Here is a 16018-nt window from a genome sequence, read left to right as displayed (position 1 = left end):
CGCGGCTCAGCTCTTCACCAGGAGACCGCGGCTGCGCAGCACCCACCGCTCCAGCGGGCTGAAGATCAGCAGGTCGATGGCGATACCGACGAACAGGATGAGGAAGATGGCGAGGAAGACCATCGACATGGAACTGGCGGTGCGGCCGTTCTCCAGCAGCTGACCGAGGCCGATGCCCAGGTCGGGGGAGGAGGCGATGATCTCCGCCGCCATCAGGGAGCGCCAGGAGAACGCCCAGCCCTGCTTCAGACCGGCCAGATAGCCGGGCAGCGCGGCCGGCATCACGATGTGCCAGGTCCCGCGCAGTCCCGTCGCGCCCATCGTGCGGCCCGCCCGCAGGAACAGCGGCGGCACCTGGTCCACACCCGACACCAGGCCGTTGGCGATGGAGGGGACGGCACCGAGCAGGATCACCGCGAACATCATCGAGTTGTTCAGGCCCAGCCAGATGACGGCCGGCGGCACCCAGGCCACGGAGGGCAGCGACTGCAGGCCGGAGAGGATCGGGCCGATCGCGGCGCGGACGAACTTCACGCGGGCCACCAGCAGACCCAGCGGGGTGCCGATCACCAGGGCGAAGAGGAACCCGAGCAGACCGCGCGAGACGCTCGTCCAGATGTAGTCGAGCAGCGTGCCCTGCAGCCAGGCGTTCTTGACCTCGCCCCAGACGTCGGACGGGGAGGGCAGCTTGCTCGGGTCGGTGACGACCTTGAACGAGATCAGCGCCTGCCACACCACCAGCACCAGGGCGATGGCGACGAGCGGCGGCAGTATCTTCTCGACGAAGGTCTGGCGGAACGTCGGCCTGTTTGTGTGGCCGACCGTCTCCAGGGCGTCGAGGCCCGCTTCCAGGCCCGCCATGTCGCTGCCGGGGCTGTCCTTGACGGGCTGGTCGGCCGCGTCGGCCTTCGTCTCAGTGCTGGCCATGGCGGCGGATCTCCCCACGCAGTTGTTCGGTGATCTCGACGGACAGCTCGGCGACGGCCGCGTCCTCGATACGACGCGGCTGAGGGATGTCGACCCGCCACTCGTGGGCCACCCGGCCCGGGCGGGACGACAGCAGGACGACACGCTCGGCCAGCCGCACCGCCTCACGCACGTTGTGGGTGACGAAGAGGACGGACAGCCGGGTCTCGCGCCAGATCCGGGTCAGTTCGTCGTGCAGGACGTCCCGTGTGATGGCGTCCAGCGCCGCGAACGGCTCGTCCATCAGCAGGATCTGGCTGTCCTGGGCGAGCGCGCGGGCCATCGCGACGCGCTGGCGCATACCGCCGGACAGCTCGTGCACCCGCTTCCCGTACGCGCCCTTCAGCCGGACGAGTTCGAGCAGCTCCTCCGCCCGGTCGCGGCGCTCGGACTTCGCGACGCCGCGCAGCCGAAGGGCGAGCTCGATGTTCTTGCCCGCGGTCAGCCACGGGAACAGGGCGTGCTCCTGGAACATCAGGGCCGGACGCCCGTTGGTCGTGATGCTGCCCGCGGTCGGGGCGTCGAGGCCCGCGACCAGGTTGAGCAGCGTCGACTTCCCACACCCCGAGGCCCCCAGAAGGGTGACGAACTCGCCCGGCGCGACATCGAGGGTGATGTCGTCGAGGACGAGCTGGGGCCCCGCCGGTCCGGCGAAGGACTTCGAGACATGCTCGATCCGGGCGGCGTGCTCCACCACTTCGGCGCCGTCAGCGGCCTTGGCGAGGGTCGTGGCCATGGTCGTCACCTCCTGGGAACTCATCGGTGTGGGTCCTTACTTGACGCCGAGACCGGCGTCGTCGACCGTGCTCTCGCCCGCGGCCCCCAGGACCTTGTTCAGGAGCGTGAGGTCGTAGATCCCGTTCAGATCCGGCTTCTCCAGCAGGCCCGCCTTCACCGCGTGCGCCGCCTCCGTGTTGAGGGTGGAGGCCAGCGGGTCATTGGTGATCTGGATGGACTTCCAGGCCGGGTCGAGGACGTTCGCCGGGAGCTCCTTGCCGGAGTCGACCTTCAGCTGCGCGTTCGCCGCGGCCTTCGCCTGGTCGGAGTTGGCGTTGATCCACTTGTTGGTGTCGACCGAGCCCTTCAGCACGGCCTCGACGACCTTCGGGTGCTCCTTGAGGAACTTCTGCGACACGATGATGTTCGTGATCACGAACTTCTTGTCGGGCCACAGCGACGACTCGTCCAGCAGCACCTTGCCGCCCTCGGCGACCAGCTTGGACGCGGTCGGCTCCGGCACCCAGGCGCCGTCGATGGAGCCGGACTTGTAGGCGTCCGGGGTGATCTTGTTGTCCGTGCGGACGACCGAGACGTCACCCTTGCCGCTCTGCGCGTCGACCTTCCAGCCCTGCTCCGCGATCCAGTTGAGGAACGCCACGTCCTGCGTGTTGCCGAGCTGCGGGGTCGCGATCTTCTTGCCCTTGACGTCCTTCAGGGACGTGATCTTCTTCGGGTTGACCACGAGCTTCACACCGCCGGACGCCGAACCGCCGATGATGCGCAGGCTCTTGCCCTGGGACTTGGTGAAGCCGTTGATCGCCGGCGAGGGGCCGATCCAGCCGATGTCGATCGAGCCCGAGTTCAGCGCCTCGATCTCGGAGGGACCGGCGTTGAAGATGGAGTACTCCGCCTTCGTGCCGCCCAGCGCCTTCTGGAAGAGGCCTTCCTGGCGGCCGACCAGCGCGGTCGCGTGGGTCAGGTTGCCGAAGTAGCCGATCTTCACGGTGTCGAGACCCTCGATCTTCGAGGATCCGGCGGCGACCTTCTCCTTCGAGGAGGTGGAGTCCTTGGAGTCGGAGCCGTAGCTGCACGCGGCGAGCGCGAGCAGGGGGAGTGCGACGGCGGTGGCTATGCCACGGCGTACGAGGTTCGAGCGGATGGCAGGCACGGGAGGGGTTCCTCTCGTTGGCCCGGCGGTCACGTTTTCAGGTCGTGGCCGGGAGGTCGGCAGGTCTTCGTCGTCGCATCCGGGACGTCGGGTGGGGGGACGGGGCGCGCAGGCAGTGCGCGTACGTCAGTCCGCACATCGCGCCACTCCGCCCTGCCCGCTGCCGAGGGCGCCGCTGCCGACGCGGCCGCCCTCCTTGGCGAACGTGGAGTAGAAGTCGGTTGACGTCATGTCAGAAGTCCCACCCGTCCTCGTCGCCCTCGTCCTTGACCGGCTGCGGCGCGGCGAACGACTCGCCGACCATGCCCGCGGTCAGCGTGGTGCCGTCCGCCGGGTCGATCAGGATGAACGCGCCGGTGCGCCGGGAGTCGGCGTACGAGTCGAGCGGAAGCGGCTCGGCGGTACGGATCTTCACGCGGCCGATGTCGTTGGCGACCAGCTGACCCGGGTGCGGGTGCAGCGAGAGGTCGTCCAGCGTCAGCCGGGACGGGATGTCCTTGACGATCGCCTTCACCGTGCGGGTGCCGTGCTTGAGCAGCACGCGGTGGCCGACGGTGAGCGGCTGGTCGGCCACGTGGCAGACGGTCGCCTCGACGTCCTGCGTGGTCGGGGGCGCGTCCTTGCTCGGCACGATCAGGTCGCCGCGCGAGATGTCGATGTCGTCCTCCAGCAGGAGGGTCACCGACTGCGGGGTCCACGCCACGTCGACCGGCTTGCCCAGCAGGTCGATCCCGCTGACCTTCGTCGAGCGCCCGGAGGGCAGTACGGTCACGCTCTCGCCGACCCGGAAGGTACCGGCGGCGATCTGACCGGCGTATCCCCGGTAGTCCGGGTGCTCGGTGGTCTGCGGGCGGATGACGTACTGCACGGGCAGACGCGCGTGGCAGTGCCCCAGGTCGTGGCTGACCGGGACCGTCTCCAGGTGCTCCAGGACCGTCGGGCCGCCGTACCAGTCCATGTTCGCGGAGGCGTCCACCACGTTGTCACCGGCGAGTGCCGAGATCGGGATCGCGGTGATCTCGGGAACGCCCAGCTCGGAGGCGTACGCCGTGAACTCCTCGGCGATCGCCGCGAAGACGGACTCCTTGTACTCGACGAGGTCCATCTTGTTGACGGCGAGGACCACGTGCGGGACGCGCAGCAGCGCGGCGACGGCCGCGTGCCGGCGGGTCTGCTCGATGACCCCGTTGCGGGCGTCGACGAGGACGACGGCGAGGTCGGCGGTGGAGGCACCGGTGACCATGTTCCGGGTGTACTGCACATGCCCGGGGGTGTCGGCCAGGATGAACCGGCGGCGCGCGGTCGCGAAGTAGCGGTAGGCGACGTCGATGGTGATGCCCTGTTCGCGCTCGGCGCGCAGGCCGTCGGTGAGGAGGGCGAGGTCGGGGGTGTCCTGGCCACGGCTCGCCGAGACCCGCTCCACAGCCTCAAGCTGGTCCGTCAGGACCGACTTGGAGTCGTGCAGCAGACGGCCGACCAGTGTGGACTTGCCGTCGTCGACGGAACCGGCGGTCGCGAAGCGCAGGAGCGTGGTCGCCGACAACTGCTCGACCGACAGCGGCTCGGTGGGTTCGGTGGTGCTGGTCATGTCTAGAAGTACCCCTCGCGCTTGCGGTCTTCCATCGCGGCCTCGGACATCTTGTCGTCGGCGCGGGTGGCGCCCCGCTCGGTGAGCCGGGAGGCGGCGATCTCGGCGATCACGGCGTCCAGCGTGGTCGCGTCGGAGTCGACGGCGCCCGTGCAGGACATGTCGCCGACGGTCCGGTAGCGGACGAGCCGCTTCTCGACCGTCTCGCCGTCCTTCGGGCCGCCCCACTCGCCGGAGGTCAGCCACATGTTCGACCGCTGGAAGACCTCACGCTCGTGCGCGAAGTAGATGTCGGGCAGTTCGATGCCTTCGCGGGCGATGTACTGCCAGACGTCCAGTTCGGTCCAGTTGGAGAGGGGGAAGACGCGGACGTGTTCGCCGGGTGCGTGGCGGCCGTTGTAGAGCTGCCAGAGTTCGGGGCGCTGTCGGCGGGGGTCCCACTGGGAGAACTCGTCGCGCAGGGAGAAGACGCGTTCTTTGGCGCGGGCCTTCTCCTCGTCGCGGCGTCCGCCGCCGAAGACGGCGTCGAAGCGTTCGGACTGGATCTTTTCGGTGAGGGGCAGGGTCTGCAGGGGGTTGCGGGTGCCGTCGGGGCGTTCGCGCAGGACTCCGCGGTCGATGTAGTCCTGTACGGAGGCGATGTGCAGTCGCAGTCCGTGCTTGTCGACGGTCTGGTCGCGGTAGGCGAGGACTTCGGGGAAGTTGTGTCCGGTGTCGACGTGCAGCAGGGTGAAGGGGATGGCTGCGGGGGCGAAGGCCTTCAGGGCGAGGTGCAGCATGACGATGGAGTCCTTGCCGCCGGAGAAGAGGATCACCGGCCGTTCGAACTCGCCCGCGACCTCACGGAAGATGTGGACGGCCTCGGACTCCAACGCGTCCAAGTGCGACAGCGCGTACGGGCTGCTGTCCGTCTCCTCGGGGACACTGGCGACGGTCGTCATGCGAGACCCCTTTCGGTGAGCAGCGCATGGAGCGCGGCCGCGGACTCCTGCACGGACTGGGTGTGCGACTCGATGCGCAGATCGGGCGACGCGGGCTCCTCGTAGGGGTCGTCCACGCCGGTCAGCCCCGAGATCTCCCCCGCGGCCTGCTTGGCGTAGAGGCCCTTCACATCGCGTACGGAGCAGACCTCGACCGGGGTCGCCACGTGCACCTCCAGGTAGGGGGTGCCGCCGCTCTGGTGACGCCCGCGGACCGCCTCACGGCTGTCGGCGTACGGCGCGATCACCGGGACGAGCGCCTTCACGCCGTTGCGGGCGAGCAGCTCGGCGAGGAAACCGATCCGCTGCACGTTCGTGTCGCGGTCCTCGCGCGAGAAACCGAGGCCCGACGAGAGGAACTCGCGGATCTCGTCGCCGTCGAGCACCTCGACACGGTGGCCCTCGTCGCGCAGCCGGCCGGCCAGCTCGTACGCGATGGTGGTCTTGCCGGCACTCGGCAGACCCGTGAGCCAGACGGTGGCTCCGGTCGTCACTTGCTGCTCCTGGGAGATCTGGGTGGTCGTGGTCATCCGTGCAGCCCGCACTCGGTCTTGGATCGTCCCGCCCAGCGTCCGGCGCGGGCGTCCTCGCCCTCCAGCACACGGCGGGTGCAGGGCGCGCAGCCGACGGAGGCGTAGCCGTCCATCAGCAGGGGGTTGGTGAGCACGCCGTGCTCGGCGACGTACGCGTCCACGTCGTCCTGCGTCCAGCGGGCGATCGGCGAGATCTTGACCTTCTGCCGCTTCTCGTCCCAGCCGACGACCGGGGTGTTCGCCCGGGTCGGGGACTCGTCGCGGCGCAGTCCGGTCGCCCAGGCGTCGTACCTGGTCAGGCCCTCTTCCAGGGGCTTGACCTTGCGCAGGGCGCAGCACAGGTCGGGATCGCGGTCGTGCAGCTTGGGCCCGTACTCGGCGTCCTGCTCGGCGACGGTCCGGCGCGGGGTGAGGGTGATGACGTTGACGTCCATCACGGCCTCGACCGCGTCCCGGGTGCCGATGGTCTCGGGGAAGTGGTAGCCGGTGTCGAGGAAGACCACGTCGACTTGGCTGTCCCCGGGCTGGGCGCGGGAGGCGAGGTGGGCGACGACCGCGTCCTCCATGGAGGAGGTCACACAGAACGTCTTGCCGAAGGTCTGGACGGCCCACTGGAGGATCTCCAGAGCCGAGGAGTCCTCGAGGTCGCGCCCCGCCTGCTCGGCGAGCAGCTTCAGGTCCTCGGCCGTACGGCCTTCCCGATCTTCCGGACCTTCCCGGTCTTCCCGATCTTCCCGGTCCTTCTGAATCGTCGTCATATCTCGTCCCCTCCACCTTCGTTGCGCTGAACCCCACGGGCAAGCAGCCCGAGGAACTTCAACTGGAAGGCTCGGTTGCACGCCGCGCATTCCCACGCGCCGTGGCCCTGCTCGCTCGGACGGAGGTCTTCGTCGCCGCAGTAGGGGCAGTAGAAGGGAGCCGCTCGTTCGCTCACGACAGCGACTCCTCGCTCGCACGGGCGGCCCAGGTGGCGAAGCGCTCGTCGTCCTCGCGCTCCGCCTGGAAGCGCTTGAGGACCCGCTCGATGTAGTCGGGCAGTTCGTCCGAGGTGACCTTCAGGCCACGGACCTTGCGGCCGAAGCCGGCCTCCAGGCCGAGGGCGCCGCCCAGGTGCACCTGGAAGCCCTCGACCTGCTCGCCCTGGTCGTTGAGGACCAGCTGGCCCTTGAGGCCGATGTCCGCGACCTGGATACGGGCGCAGGCGTTCGGGCAGCCGTTGATGTTGATGGTGATGGGCTCGTCGAACTCGGGGATACGGCGCTCGAGTTCGTCGATCAGGGAAGCACCGCGCGCCTTGGTCTCGACGATCGCGAGCTTGCAGTACTCGATGCCCGTGCAGGCCATCGTGCCGCGCCGGAAGGTGGAGGGCTTGACGGTCAGGTCGAGGGCTTCGAGGCCCTCCACCAGCGAGTCGACCTGGTCCTCCGTCACATCGAGCACGATCATCTTCTGCTCGACGGTGGTGCGCAGCCGGCCCGAGCCGTGTGCCGCGGCCAGCTCGGCGATCTTCGTGAGGGTGGTGCCGTCCACACGGCCGACGCGCGGCGCGAAGCCGACGTAGAAGTTACCGTCCTGCTGGCGGTGCACACCGACGTGATCGCGCCAGCGGGCGACCGGCTGGTCGGGGGCCGGGCCGTCGACCAGCTTCCGCTTGAGGTACTCGTCCTCCAGGATCTGGCGGAACTTCTCGACGCCCCAGTCGGCGACCAGGAACTTCAGACGGGCGCGGGTGCGCAGGCGCCGGTAGCCGTAGTCGCGGAAGATCGAGAGGACGCCCACGTGGACGTCCGGGACCTCGTCGAGCGGGACCCAGGCGCCGAGGCGCTGGCCGATCTTCGGGTTGGTGGAGAGGCCGCCGCCGACCCAGAGGTCGAAGCCGGGGCCGTGCTCCGGGTGGTTCACGCCGACGAACGCGACGTCGTTGATCTCGTGGGCCACGTCGAGCAGCGGCGAGCCGGAGATCGCGGTCTTGAACTTGCGGGGCAGGTTCGAGAAGTCCTTGTTGCCGACGATCCGGCGGTGGATCTCGTCGATGGCCGGGGTGCCGTCGATGATCTCGTCCTCGGCGATGCCGGCGACGGGCGAGCCGAGGATGACGCGGGGCGTGTCACCGCAGGCCTCGGTCGTGGACAGTCCGACCGCTTCGAGCCGGTTCCAGATCTCGGGGACGTCCTCGATACGGATCCAGTGGTACTGCACGTTCTGGCGGTCGGTGAGGTCGGCGGTACCGCGCGCGAACTCCTGCGAGATCTCGCCGATGACGCGCAGCTGGTCGGTGGTCAGCCGGCCGCCGTCGATGCGGACGCGCAGCATGAAGTACTTGTCGTCCAGCTCCTCCGGCTCCAGGATCGCGGTCTTGCCGCCGTCGATCCCGGGCTTGCGCTGGGTGTACAGCCCCCACCAGCGCATCCGTCCACGAAGGTCGTTGGGGTCGATCGAGTCGAAGCCGCGCTTCGAGTAGATCGTCTCAATGCGTGTCCGCACATTGAGACCGTCGTCGTCCTTCTTGAACTGCTCGTTTCCGTTGAGCGGGGTGAAGTGACCCACGGCCCACTGACCCTCGCCGCGGTGACGACTCACCTTGCGGCGGGGCGCGGCGGCGGGATTCTGCGGGGTGGCGGCCATGGTTGATACGTCCTTCGGGACTGCGGGACAGGAAGGAGAGCGGCTCTCATCTGCGCATATGGGCGCATACGGAAGTACGCGCGCGTCATTGCGCAGAGGGAGGCAAAAGGGAGAATGTCGGCTGGGCCGGGGGTGTCAGCTCGCCGGACAGATGGCGCTGGACATGCGGCCGAGGTCGACGTGCCGCCGACTCACCAAGGCAATTCCAGTTCCAGACATGACGGAAGCGTGTCACGGGGATCTCGGACCAGTCCACCATCATCCATCATGTGGACACCCGTGTCCTGAATGGTGAGACGATGGTGTTGTCGGTCACACGGCTGGGCAGAAATGGAGATCCGGCCGCCCGGCGACCGTCCGATGACGGGCCGAGGGACGGCCCACGGCAGGTCAGACCGCTCGTGCGCCCGGCCAGGGCCCGGGTGCGGCGACCTCCGGCTCCTCCTCCACCTTGGTGTCGAAGAGCTTGAAGCCGCGGCGCAGGTAGTTGTCCATCGCGTGCTCCCCGTCCTTGCTGCATGTATGCAGCCAGACACGCTTCGTCTCGGCCCGCCCGGGCCAGCGCTCGGCCAGGTCCCAGGCGCGTGCGACGCCGTACGAGAGCAGGTGCCCGCCGATCCGGCGGCCCCGGAAGGCGGGGATCAGCCCGAAGTACGCGACCTCCACGACGCCGTCGTCCTGCGGGTCCAGCTCGACGTAGCCCGCGGGCGTCCCCCGGTCGTAGGCGACCCAGGTCTCCCCGCCGGGGCGCTCCAGGACCTCTTGCCACTGCGCGTACGTCCAGCTCAGCCGGTCGGTCCAGCGGATGTCTCCGCCTACGGAGGCGTACAGGAAGCGGCTGAACTCGGGGGAGGGGACTTCGGAGCGCACGATCCGGACGTCCCCGTCGGGCGTGATCGCGGGGAGCAGGTCGCTCGGTGCGGTCTGCTCCAGGGACCAGGTGGTCACAGTGACGTTGCTCATGAGGGCCAGGGAACCACGGGCTCACGCCCCGCTCCAAAGCGGGGCTGGATCGCAGGGGGTTCTTCGGCTGCGGGTGGATGGGGGCCGTTCGCGCAGTTCCCCGCGCCCCTGAGGCCGGGGCTGTGCCCCGGATCCCCCGCCCGCCTCATTCGTTTGGCTGCGGGTGGGTGGGGGCTGGTCGCGCAGTTCCCCGCGCCCCTCGGGCGGGGGCTTCGCCCCGCATCTTTCCGCGCCTCCTCAGAAGTGCTGGCGCGCATCTTCAGCCTGTCCGGCGTTTGAGGACGAGGCCGTTCAGGCCGATCGGGGGGGCTGGGGGCGGAGCCCCCAGGTTGAGGATGGGACGGGTAGGGGCGGCGGGGGCGGAGACCCCCCGGGGACTCTCCTAGCCCAGGGACTTGTCCACCGCCGTCAACGGGACCGCGTACAGGACCCGCTCCGGCACCGTGTCGGGGTCCGCACCCGTGAGGGTCCACAGTTCGCCGGTGTCCTGCCAGTAGGACAGGGACGCGGTGTGCTGGCCCCAGCAGGCGTAGGACTGGTCCCCCGTGCACTGGACCGCCTCGGCACCGCTGCCGCTCTGACGCCACAGCGTGCCGTGCCGGCCGCCGCTGGCGGGGGTGTGGCCGACGTACCAGTCGGCCTTGCGCGCCCCGGCCGGCGTGTACGAGAGGACGCCCGAGAGCCCGGCGGCCTTGGTCGTGTAGGCCTCGCGCGCGTCGACACGCCCCAGGGAGTCGCTGCCGAGCAGCCCCGCCCGGCCGGCGACGGTGCTGTACGAGTACCGCCAGATCCGGGTGCGCTCCGTGCCGTCGGCCGGCGCCGCCTCCGTGGCGACCAGGCTGTCCGGTGTCGAGGTGCGGTCCAGCGAGAGGGATCCGAAACAGGGGTTCGCCCGGGCCTCGCCCGAGCCGCAGGTGCCGCCCGCCGGGCTGTAGGAGCCGACGGCGGGCAGCACGTACTGGTAGCCGTCCGCGGAGTAGCCGCCGCGCACCTTGCCGACGGCTCCGCTGTTCACGCCCGCCTTGAGGAGGTGGTGCAGGTCGAAGACGAGCAGGGAGTCGTCCTGCCCCGCGCCGTTCTGCGCGGTGACGATCAGCTTGCCCTGGTACCAGACCATGCCGCTCATCCGCGAGCGGACCGCGCCGAAGTCCTTGCCGCCGTCGCGCGGGGCGACCAGCAGCACCCAGCGGTATCTGAGGGCCGCCGGGTCGGTGGCGTCGATGAAGGCGATCCGGGCCAGGCCCCGGTCCGCGTCGGAGGAACCCGTGGCCTGGTCGTCATGGCTCCAGCCCGCCAGGATGACCCGCTGGTCGCCCCACTGGCCGTCGTCGTCGGCGTCACCGGAGGTGGTGACGGAGGCGGGTGCCCACCGCTGGGTTCCCGCGTCGTCCGCGGCCCAGCAGTAGGCGCGCGTGGCGACCGGTTCGAGCGGCAGCGCGGCCCGCTCGGTCCCGGAGCAGTCGGCCTCGTCGCGCATCGTGTGGTCGGCGCTCGCCAGTACGCCGGAGACCCCGACGTTCCCGCCCATGTTCCGGCTGAGCGTGGTGAGGGTGTCCGCGGCGACCAGGTTCTCGTGGAGTTGGAGCCTGCTGGTCTCGGAGGCCGAGGTGAGCGGGGTCAGTGCGCCCGGACTGTTGCTGCCGGTGGCCTGGGAGGTGCTGATCAGCGTGGCGGCCGCGGTGAGCGCGAGGGCGGTTCCGGCCAGTGTGGCGCGCAGCGCCTGTCCCCTTCGCCTACGACGGTGTCTGCCGCGGTGCTTCATGCGTCCTCCCGAGGAAGGCCAACTGCCCCTCATGATCAGAACGTTGACGGAGAGACGGGTGGGGTGGCCTGTGAGGGGATGCTACGTCAGAGAGCCACGTGCCTGGTCGAAGACCCCGGAAGACGGTCCCGAAATACGCTCCTTGCCTCTCGCAAGGGGCATATTCGGCCGGTCGGGTGACGCGTCCGGCCCCGGTGCGGTACAAGGGGCCCCGGGTTCGCGCGCCCTGCGTACCGCGGGCGCCGTCGAGTGGGGGAGCAGGTTCCGGAGGTCCTCCGGGAGGACCAACTCGACCTCCGCGTCCTCGCAGAAACGATACGGCCGGTGTTCCAGAAAAGCCCCGAGATACCGCCGTACGCGCGACATCTCGGCCCGCACCGTCACCGTACGGCCGGGATCGTCGAACAGGTCGTCGGCGAGCCCGGAGGCGCTGCGCCCGGCGGGGCGGACGGCCAGAAGGTAGAGCAACTCGGCATGCCGGGGGCTCAGTTCGTGGCACCAGGAGCCCGCTTCGGACGAGACGGTCACCGAGGAGCGCCGCGGGTGCGCCAGGTCCAGGACGATGCGCGCGGCCCGCCTGGGCTCCGGCTCGTCGGCGGCCCTCACCAGCCAGCCGCCGGGCAGCGGCTCCACCACGCACAGCCCGAGGGTCGGCAGCCAACTCCGCCCGGGAGCGATCGCCTTGGGCAGCGCGAGCCGTCCGGTGTACGGCATTCCGGTGACCGCGGCCGTCCAGCCGTCCTGGTCCACGGCGAGGGCGCGCCCGCCGAGCCGGGCGAGCACCGGCGCCGCCACCGCGCGCAGACCCTCCAGCGAGGCCAGGTGCCGCTCGCGCAGCCGCGCCTCGGCGAGCTTGGCCACCGAGCCGACCAGGGCGAGCGTCGCCGGGTGCAGGGTGTCCAGCGGCCCGCTCACGTCCACGACGCCGATCAGACTGCCGTCGCGCGGGTCGGTGATGGGAGCGCCGGTGCAGGTCCACGAGTGGTGGGTGCGCACGAAGTGCTCGGCGGAGAAGACCTGGACGGGGCGCCGGGCGACCAGCGGGGTCCCCACACCGTTCGTACCGACCACGCCCTCGCGCCAGTCCGCCCCGAGTTCGAAGCCGAACCCGTCGGCCTTGCGCAGTACGGACGCGCTGCCCTCCCGCCAGAGCACCCGGCCCTCCGCGTCCGCGATCACCATGATGTGGTGCGCGACGTCCGCGACCGAGAGCAGGCCCTCGCGCAGCACCGGCAGGACATGCCGCAGCTGTGAGGTCTGGCGCCGCCGCTCGACCTCGTCGCGGACCAGCAGCCCGGCCCGGAAGTCGTGGTCGGGGTCGACTCCGCCGCGCAGCATGCGCTCCCAGGACTGCTCGATCACCGGGCGCGGCGCGAGGCGGCCGGGCTGTCCGGCGAGCGCGGCGTCGCGCACGTCGCTCAGTACGCGGGCCGCCTGGGCGGCGTCCAGAGCGGCGAGCCGCGTCACGTCGATCGGCGAGTGCGCCACTGGATCCTCCCCATCCGCCCCGGACGGGCCCCGCTCCTCGGTGGACAACCGATCGCTCGGCCCTTTTCGGCCATGGCGCCACGGGTCCCCCGGCCGGTACTGACCGCGGTTCTCATTGACCGTTGTTCTCATAGTGCCGCCCGGCGCCGACGGAGGGACACAGTCCGGCCACAGAAGCCCGAAAAGTTGCAACCCCCTGCAACCCTGGCGAACAGCCGTACGGGGTCGGAAACTTGAGCAACGCCGCCCGTGCGGCGTTCGCGCTCCTCACAACGGGGCCGGAGAGCGGGGGTGGTGCCGTGTCGGCGCAGCACCACCCCCGCGCCACCCGGTGCGGGGACCGGCTCAGGAAACCGGTCGGGCCCGTTCCACCACCGTGGCCAGATCCAGACTGTGCGGCAGGGTGCCGAAGGCCGAGCCCCAGTCGCCGCCCAGCCGTGAGGCACAGAACGCGTCGGCGACCTCCGGGGGCGCGTACTGAACGAGCAGCGACCCCTGCAGCACCAGCGCGACACGCTCCGCGAGCCTGCGCCCGCGGCCCTCGATACCGTCCAGGTCGGCGAGCTCGCCCAGCAGGTTCTTGATCGCGCCGTCCAGCCGGTGGTCGGCGCCACGGGCCCGGCCGACCTCCTTCAGGAACGCGTTCAGCGCCTGCGGCTCCCGCTGGATCGCCCGCAGCAGGTCGAGGGCCTGCACATTGCCCGCGCCCTCCCAGATGGAGTTGAGCGGCGACTCGCGCAGCAGCCGCGGCATGCCGGACTCCTCCACGTACCCGTTGCCGCCCAGACACTCCAGCGCCTCCACCGCCACCGGGGTGCAGCGCTTGGTCACCCAGTACTTCGCGGCCGGCACCGCGAGCCGCAGGAACGCCCGCTCGTCCTCGCCGCCGTCGTCGTACGCCGCCGCGAGGCGCATCGCCAGCGTCGTCGCCGCCTCCGACTCCAGCGCCAGGTCCGCCAGCACATTGCGCATCAGCGGCTTGTCGATCAGCCTGCCGCCGAAGGCCTCCCGGTAGGTGCAGTGGTGCACGGCCTGCGCGACGGCCTGCCGCATGACGGCGGCGGCGCCGAGCACACAGTCCAGCCGGGTCACCGCGACCATCTCGATGATGGTGCGCACCCCGCGCCCCTCGTCCCCGACCCGGCGCGCCCAGGTCCCGTCGAACTCGACCTCGCTCGACGCGTTCGACTTGTTGCCGAGCTTGTCCTTGAGCCGCTGGATGCGGAACACGTTGCGGGTCCCGTCCTCCAGTACCCGCGGCACCAGGAAGCAGGTCAGCCCGCCCGGGGCCTGCGCCAGCACCAGGAACCCGTCCGACATCGGCGCCGAACAGAACCATTTGTGCCCGGTCAGCTCATACGTCCCGTCCTCGGCGAGCGGCCGTGCCCCGGTCCTGTTCGCCCGTACGTCACTGCCGCCCTGCTTCTCCGTCATGCCCATCCCGAAGAGCACACCGGCCTTCTGGGAGGCGGGCCGCAGCCCCTGGTCGTAGACGGTGGACGTGAGCAGCGGCTCCCAGAGGGCGGCGAGCTCCGGGTCGGTACGCAGGGCGGGCACCGCCGCGTGGGTCATCGACAGCGGGCAGCCGTGACCCGCCTCGGCCTGCGACCACACGACGAAGCCGGCCGCGCGCCTGAGGTGACCGCCGGGACGGCTCCAGGCCGCCGTCAGCCCGGCCGAGACGCCCTTGCCGAGCAGTCGGTGCCAGGCGGGATGGAACTCGACCTCGTCGATGCGGTTGCCGTAGCGGTCATGGGTGCGCAGCTTCGGCGGGTTCTCGTTGGCCAGCACCCCCCACTCCTGCACCTGCGCGGAGCCCGTCGTACGCCCGAGCAGGGACAGCTCCTCGCGCGCCTCGTCGAGAAGCCCTGGATCCAGATGCCGCTCGAGCGCCTCCGTGAGGGCGCGATCAGCGGCAAAGACGTCATATCCGACCAGGGGCGGAGCCTGGTTGGTCACGGTGTGGGTGCTGGCTGCCATACGGATACGGTAAGGACGTGCACCAGGCAAAAGAAACACCCGAACGGCCTTCCTCGGGCCGCTTCCACCGCGCTCGCGCGCTGTACAGGAACGTGTCGAAGCGCAGGACCGCCTGGCTGCTGCTCAAGGACACCGTCAACTCCTGCATGGAGTACCGGATCCTGGGGCTGGCGGCCGAGGCCGCCTTCTTCACGCTCCTGTCCGTGCCGCCCCTGCTGCTGAGCCTCATCGGACTGCTCGGCTACGTGGACGACTGGACCGGCGCGCACTCGATCGCGAGCCTGGAGTCCAACATTCTGGAGGCCGCCCGCACGGTCCTCACCGACAAGGGCGTCCACCAGATCGCCGAACCGATCCTTCACGACGTGATGAAGGGCGGCCGGCCGGACATCATCTCCATCGGCTTCCTCTTCGCCCTGTGGTCGGGCTCGCGTGCGGTGAACGTCTTCGTCGACACCATCACCGTGATGTACGGCCTCGACGGCACCCGGGGGATCGTGGCGACCCGCGTGATGTCGTTCCTGCTGTTCATCGTGGCGCTGCTGATCGGCTCGATCGCGCTGCCGCTGATGGTCGCGGGCCCGGACGCGGTGGTGCAGATCGTGCCGTGGTCGGCGACGCTCGTACAAATCCTGTACTGGCCTGTCGTCATCGTGCTCTCGGTCGTCTTCCTGACCACGCTGTACCACGTGTCGGTGCCGGTCCGCTCACCCTGGGTCGAGGACGTGCCGGGCGCCCTGGTCGCCCTCGCCATGTGGGTCGTCGGCAGCTTCCTCCTCCGTATCTACCTGACCAGTACGGTCGAGGGCCCGACGATCTACGGCTCACTGGCCGCCCCCGTGGCCGTCCTCCTGTGGATCGGCGTGTCCGCGTTCGCCGTCCTCGTCGGCGCCGCGGTCAACGCCGCCATCGACCGGGTCTGGCCGGCCGCCGCCACGGCCGCGGCCCGCGCCGCGAACGAGCGCCTGCGCCAGGAGCAGGCCGCCGAGTACGTCGCCCGCGCCGCCGCCTCCCGCGCCGCCGAGCCCGACCCCGACGACCCGGACATGCCCTCCGAGTTCCCGGAACGCTGGTCCCGCTTCCTCCCCCCGGAGGACGTGACCTCCCGCCTGCGCACCCACGTGAAGAGCACCCACCACCCCCGCAAGAACAACGACGACGACCACGCCGCACAGGAGTAGGACGACCCGCGCCCCGTCAGGGGCACGGGCAGCCGGACGTCTACGACAGTTCCCCGGGGACGTC

Annotated in this window: 15 protein-coding genes; 1 reads left to right on the top strand and 14 read right to left on the bottom strand. The window is 70.3% G+C overall.

What is annotated here, in order from left to right:
* Positions 1–6: 6 nt before the first annotated feature.
* The 14 genes from OG568_RS13810 to OG568_RS13745 form a co-directional block, all read right to left on the bottom strand.
* Positions 7–927: an ABC transporter permease gene (locus tag OG568_RS13810; protein WP_329531736.1), complete on the bottom strand. Its 921-nt coding sequence runs from the start codon at positions 925–927 to the stop codon at positions 7–9.
* A complete protein-coding gene (locus OG568_RS13805; protein ID WP_266431878.1) occupies positions 914–1702 on the bottom strand; it encodes an ABC transporter ATP-binding protein in 789 nt (262 codons plus the stop codon). Before OG568_RS13805 ends, OG568_RS13810 begins: the two co-directional genes overlap by 14 nt.
* A gap of 36 nt (positions 1703–1738) precedes the next feature.
* Complete coding sequence (locus tag OG568_RS13800) at positions 1739–2854, bottom strand: aliphatic sulfonate ABC transporter substrate-binding protein (protein ID WP_266429583.1); 1116 nt, start codon at positions 2852–2854, stop codon at positions 1739–1741.
* 232 nt (positions 2855–3086) lie between these two features.
* Positions 3087–4442 (bottom strand): sulfate adenylyltransferase subunit 1, encoded by a 1356-nt coding sequence (locus OG568_RS13795; protein ID WP_329531735.1) that lies wholly within the window; start codon positions 4440–4442, stop codon positions 3087–3089.
* 2 nt (positions 4443–4444) lie between these two features.
* A complete protein-coding gene (gene cysD, locus OG568_RS13790) occupies positions 4445–5383 on the bottom strand; it encodes a sulfate adenylyltransferase subunit CysD (RefSeq protein ID WP_329531734.1) in 939 nt (312 codons plus the stop codon).
* A complete protein-coding gene (gene cysC, locus OG568_RS13785; RefSeq protein ID WP_329363098.1) occupies positions 5380–5952 on the bottom strand; it encodes an adenylyl-sulfate kinase in 573 nt (190 codons plus the stop codon). The genes cysD and cysC overlap by 4 nt, the downstream gene beginning before the upstream one ends.
* A complete protein-coding gene (locus tag OG568_RS13780; protein ID WP_329531733.1) occupies positions 5949–6713 on the bottom strand; it encodes a phosphoadenylyl-sulfate reductase in 765 nt (254 codons plus the stop codon). The genes cysC and OG568_RS13780 overlap by 4 nt, the downstream gene beginning before the upstream one ends.
* Positions 6710–6889: a hypothetical protein gene (locus OG568_RS13775; protein ID WP_079090235.1), complete on the bottom strand. Its 180-nt coding sequence runs from the start codon at positions 6887–6889 to the stop codon at positions 6710–6712. The genes OG568_RS13780 and OG568_RS13775 overlap by 4 nt, the downstream gene beginning before the upstream one ends.
* Positions 6886–8580 carry a nitrite/sulfite reductase gene (locus OG568_RS13770; RefSeq protein ID WP_266429569.1) on the bottom strand — a complete coding sequence of 565 codons (1695 nt, stop codon included), beginning with the start codon at positions 8578–8580 and terminating at the stop codon, positions 6886–6888. The genes OG568_RS13775 and OG568_RS13770 overlap by 4 nt, the downstream gene beginning before the upstream one ends.
* Positions 8581–8715: 135 nt before the next feature.
* Positions 8716–8799 (bottom strand): putative leader peptide, encoded by an 84-nt coding sequence (locus tag OG568_RS13765; protein WP_309486338.1) that lies wholly within the window; start codon positions 8797–8799, stop codon positions 8716–8718.
* Between the two features lie 171 nt (positions 8800–8970).
* Entirely contained in the window at positions 8971–9543 is a 573-nt protein-coding gene (locus tag OG568_RS13760) for a GNAT family N-acetyltransferase (RefSeq protein ID WP_329531732.1), read from the bottom strand.
* Between the two features lie 382 nt (positions 9544–9925).
* Positions 9926–11305, bottom strand: coding sequence for a hypothetical protein (locus OG568_RS13755; protein WP_329531731.1), 1380 nt, complete (start codon positions 11303–11305; stop codon positions 9926–9928).
* 81 nt (positions 11306–11386) lie between these two features.
* On the bottom strand, positions 11387–12793 hold the full coding sequence (locus OG568_RS13750; RefSeq protein WP_329363089.1) for a GAF domain-containing protein: 1407 nt from the start codon (positions 12791–12793) through the stop codon (positions 11387–11389).
* Positions 12794–13138: 345 nt separating this feature from the next.
* Entirely contained in the window at positions 13139–14773 is a 1635-nt protein-coding gene (locus tag OG568_RS13745; protein ID WP_329531730.1) for an acyl-CoA dehydrogenase family protein, read from the bottom strand.
* A 17-nt stretch (positions 14774–14790) separates the two neighbouring features.
* Between OG568_RS13745 and OG568_RS13740 the strand changes: the two genes are divergently transcribed.
* Positions 14791–15954 (top strand): YihY/virulence factor BrkB family protein, encoded by a 1164-nt coding sequence (locus OG568_RS13740; protein WP_329531729.1) that lies wholly within the window; start codon positions 14791–14793, stop codon positions 15952–15954.
* Positions 15955–16018: the final 64 nt, after the last annotated feature.

Origin of the sequence: Streptomyces sp. NBC_01450 (assembly GCF_036227505.1) — a bacterium.
Taxonomy (GTDB): Bacteria; Actinomycetota; Actinomycetes; order Streptomycetales; family Streptomycetaceae; genus Streptomyces.
The sequence above is the reverse complement of the archived record's forward strand: the minus strand, read 5'-3'. Positions and strand labels throughout refer to the sequence as shown.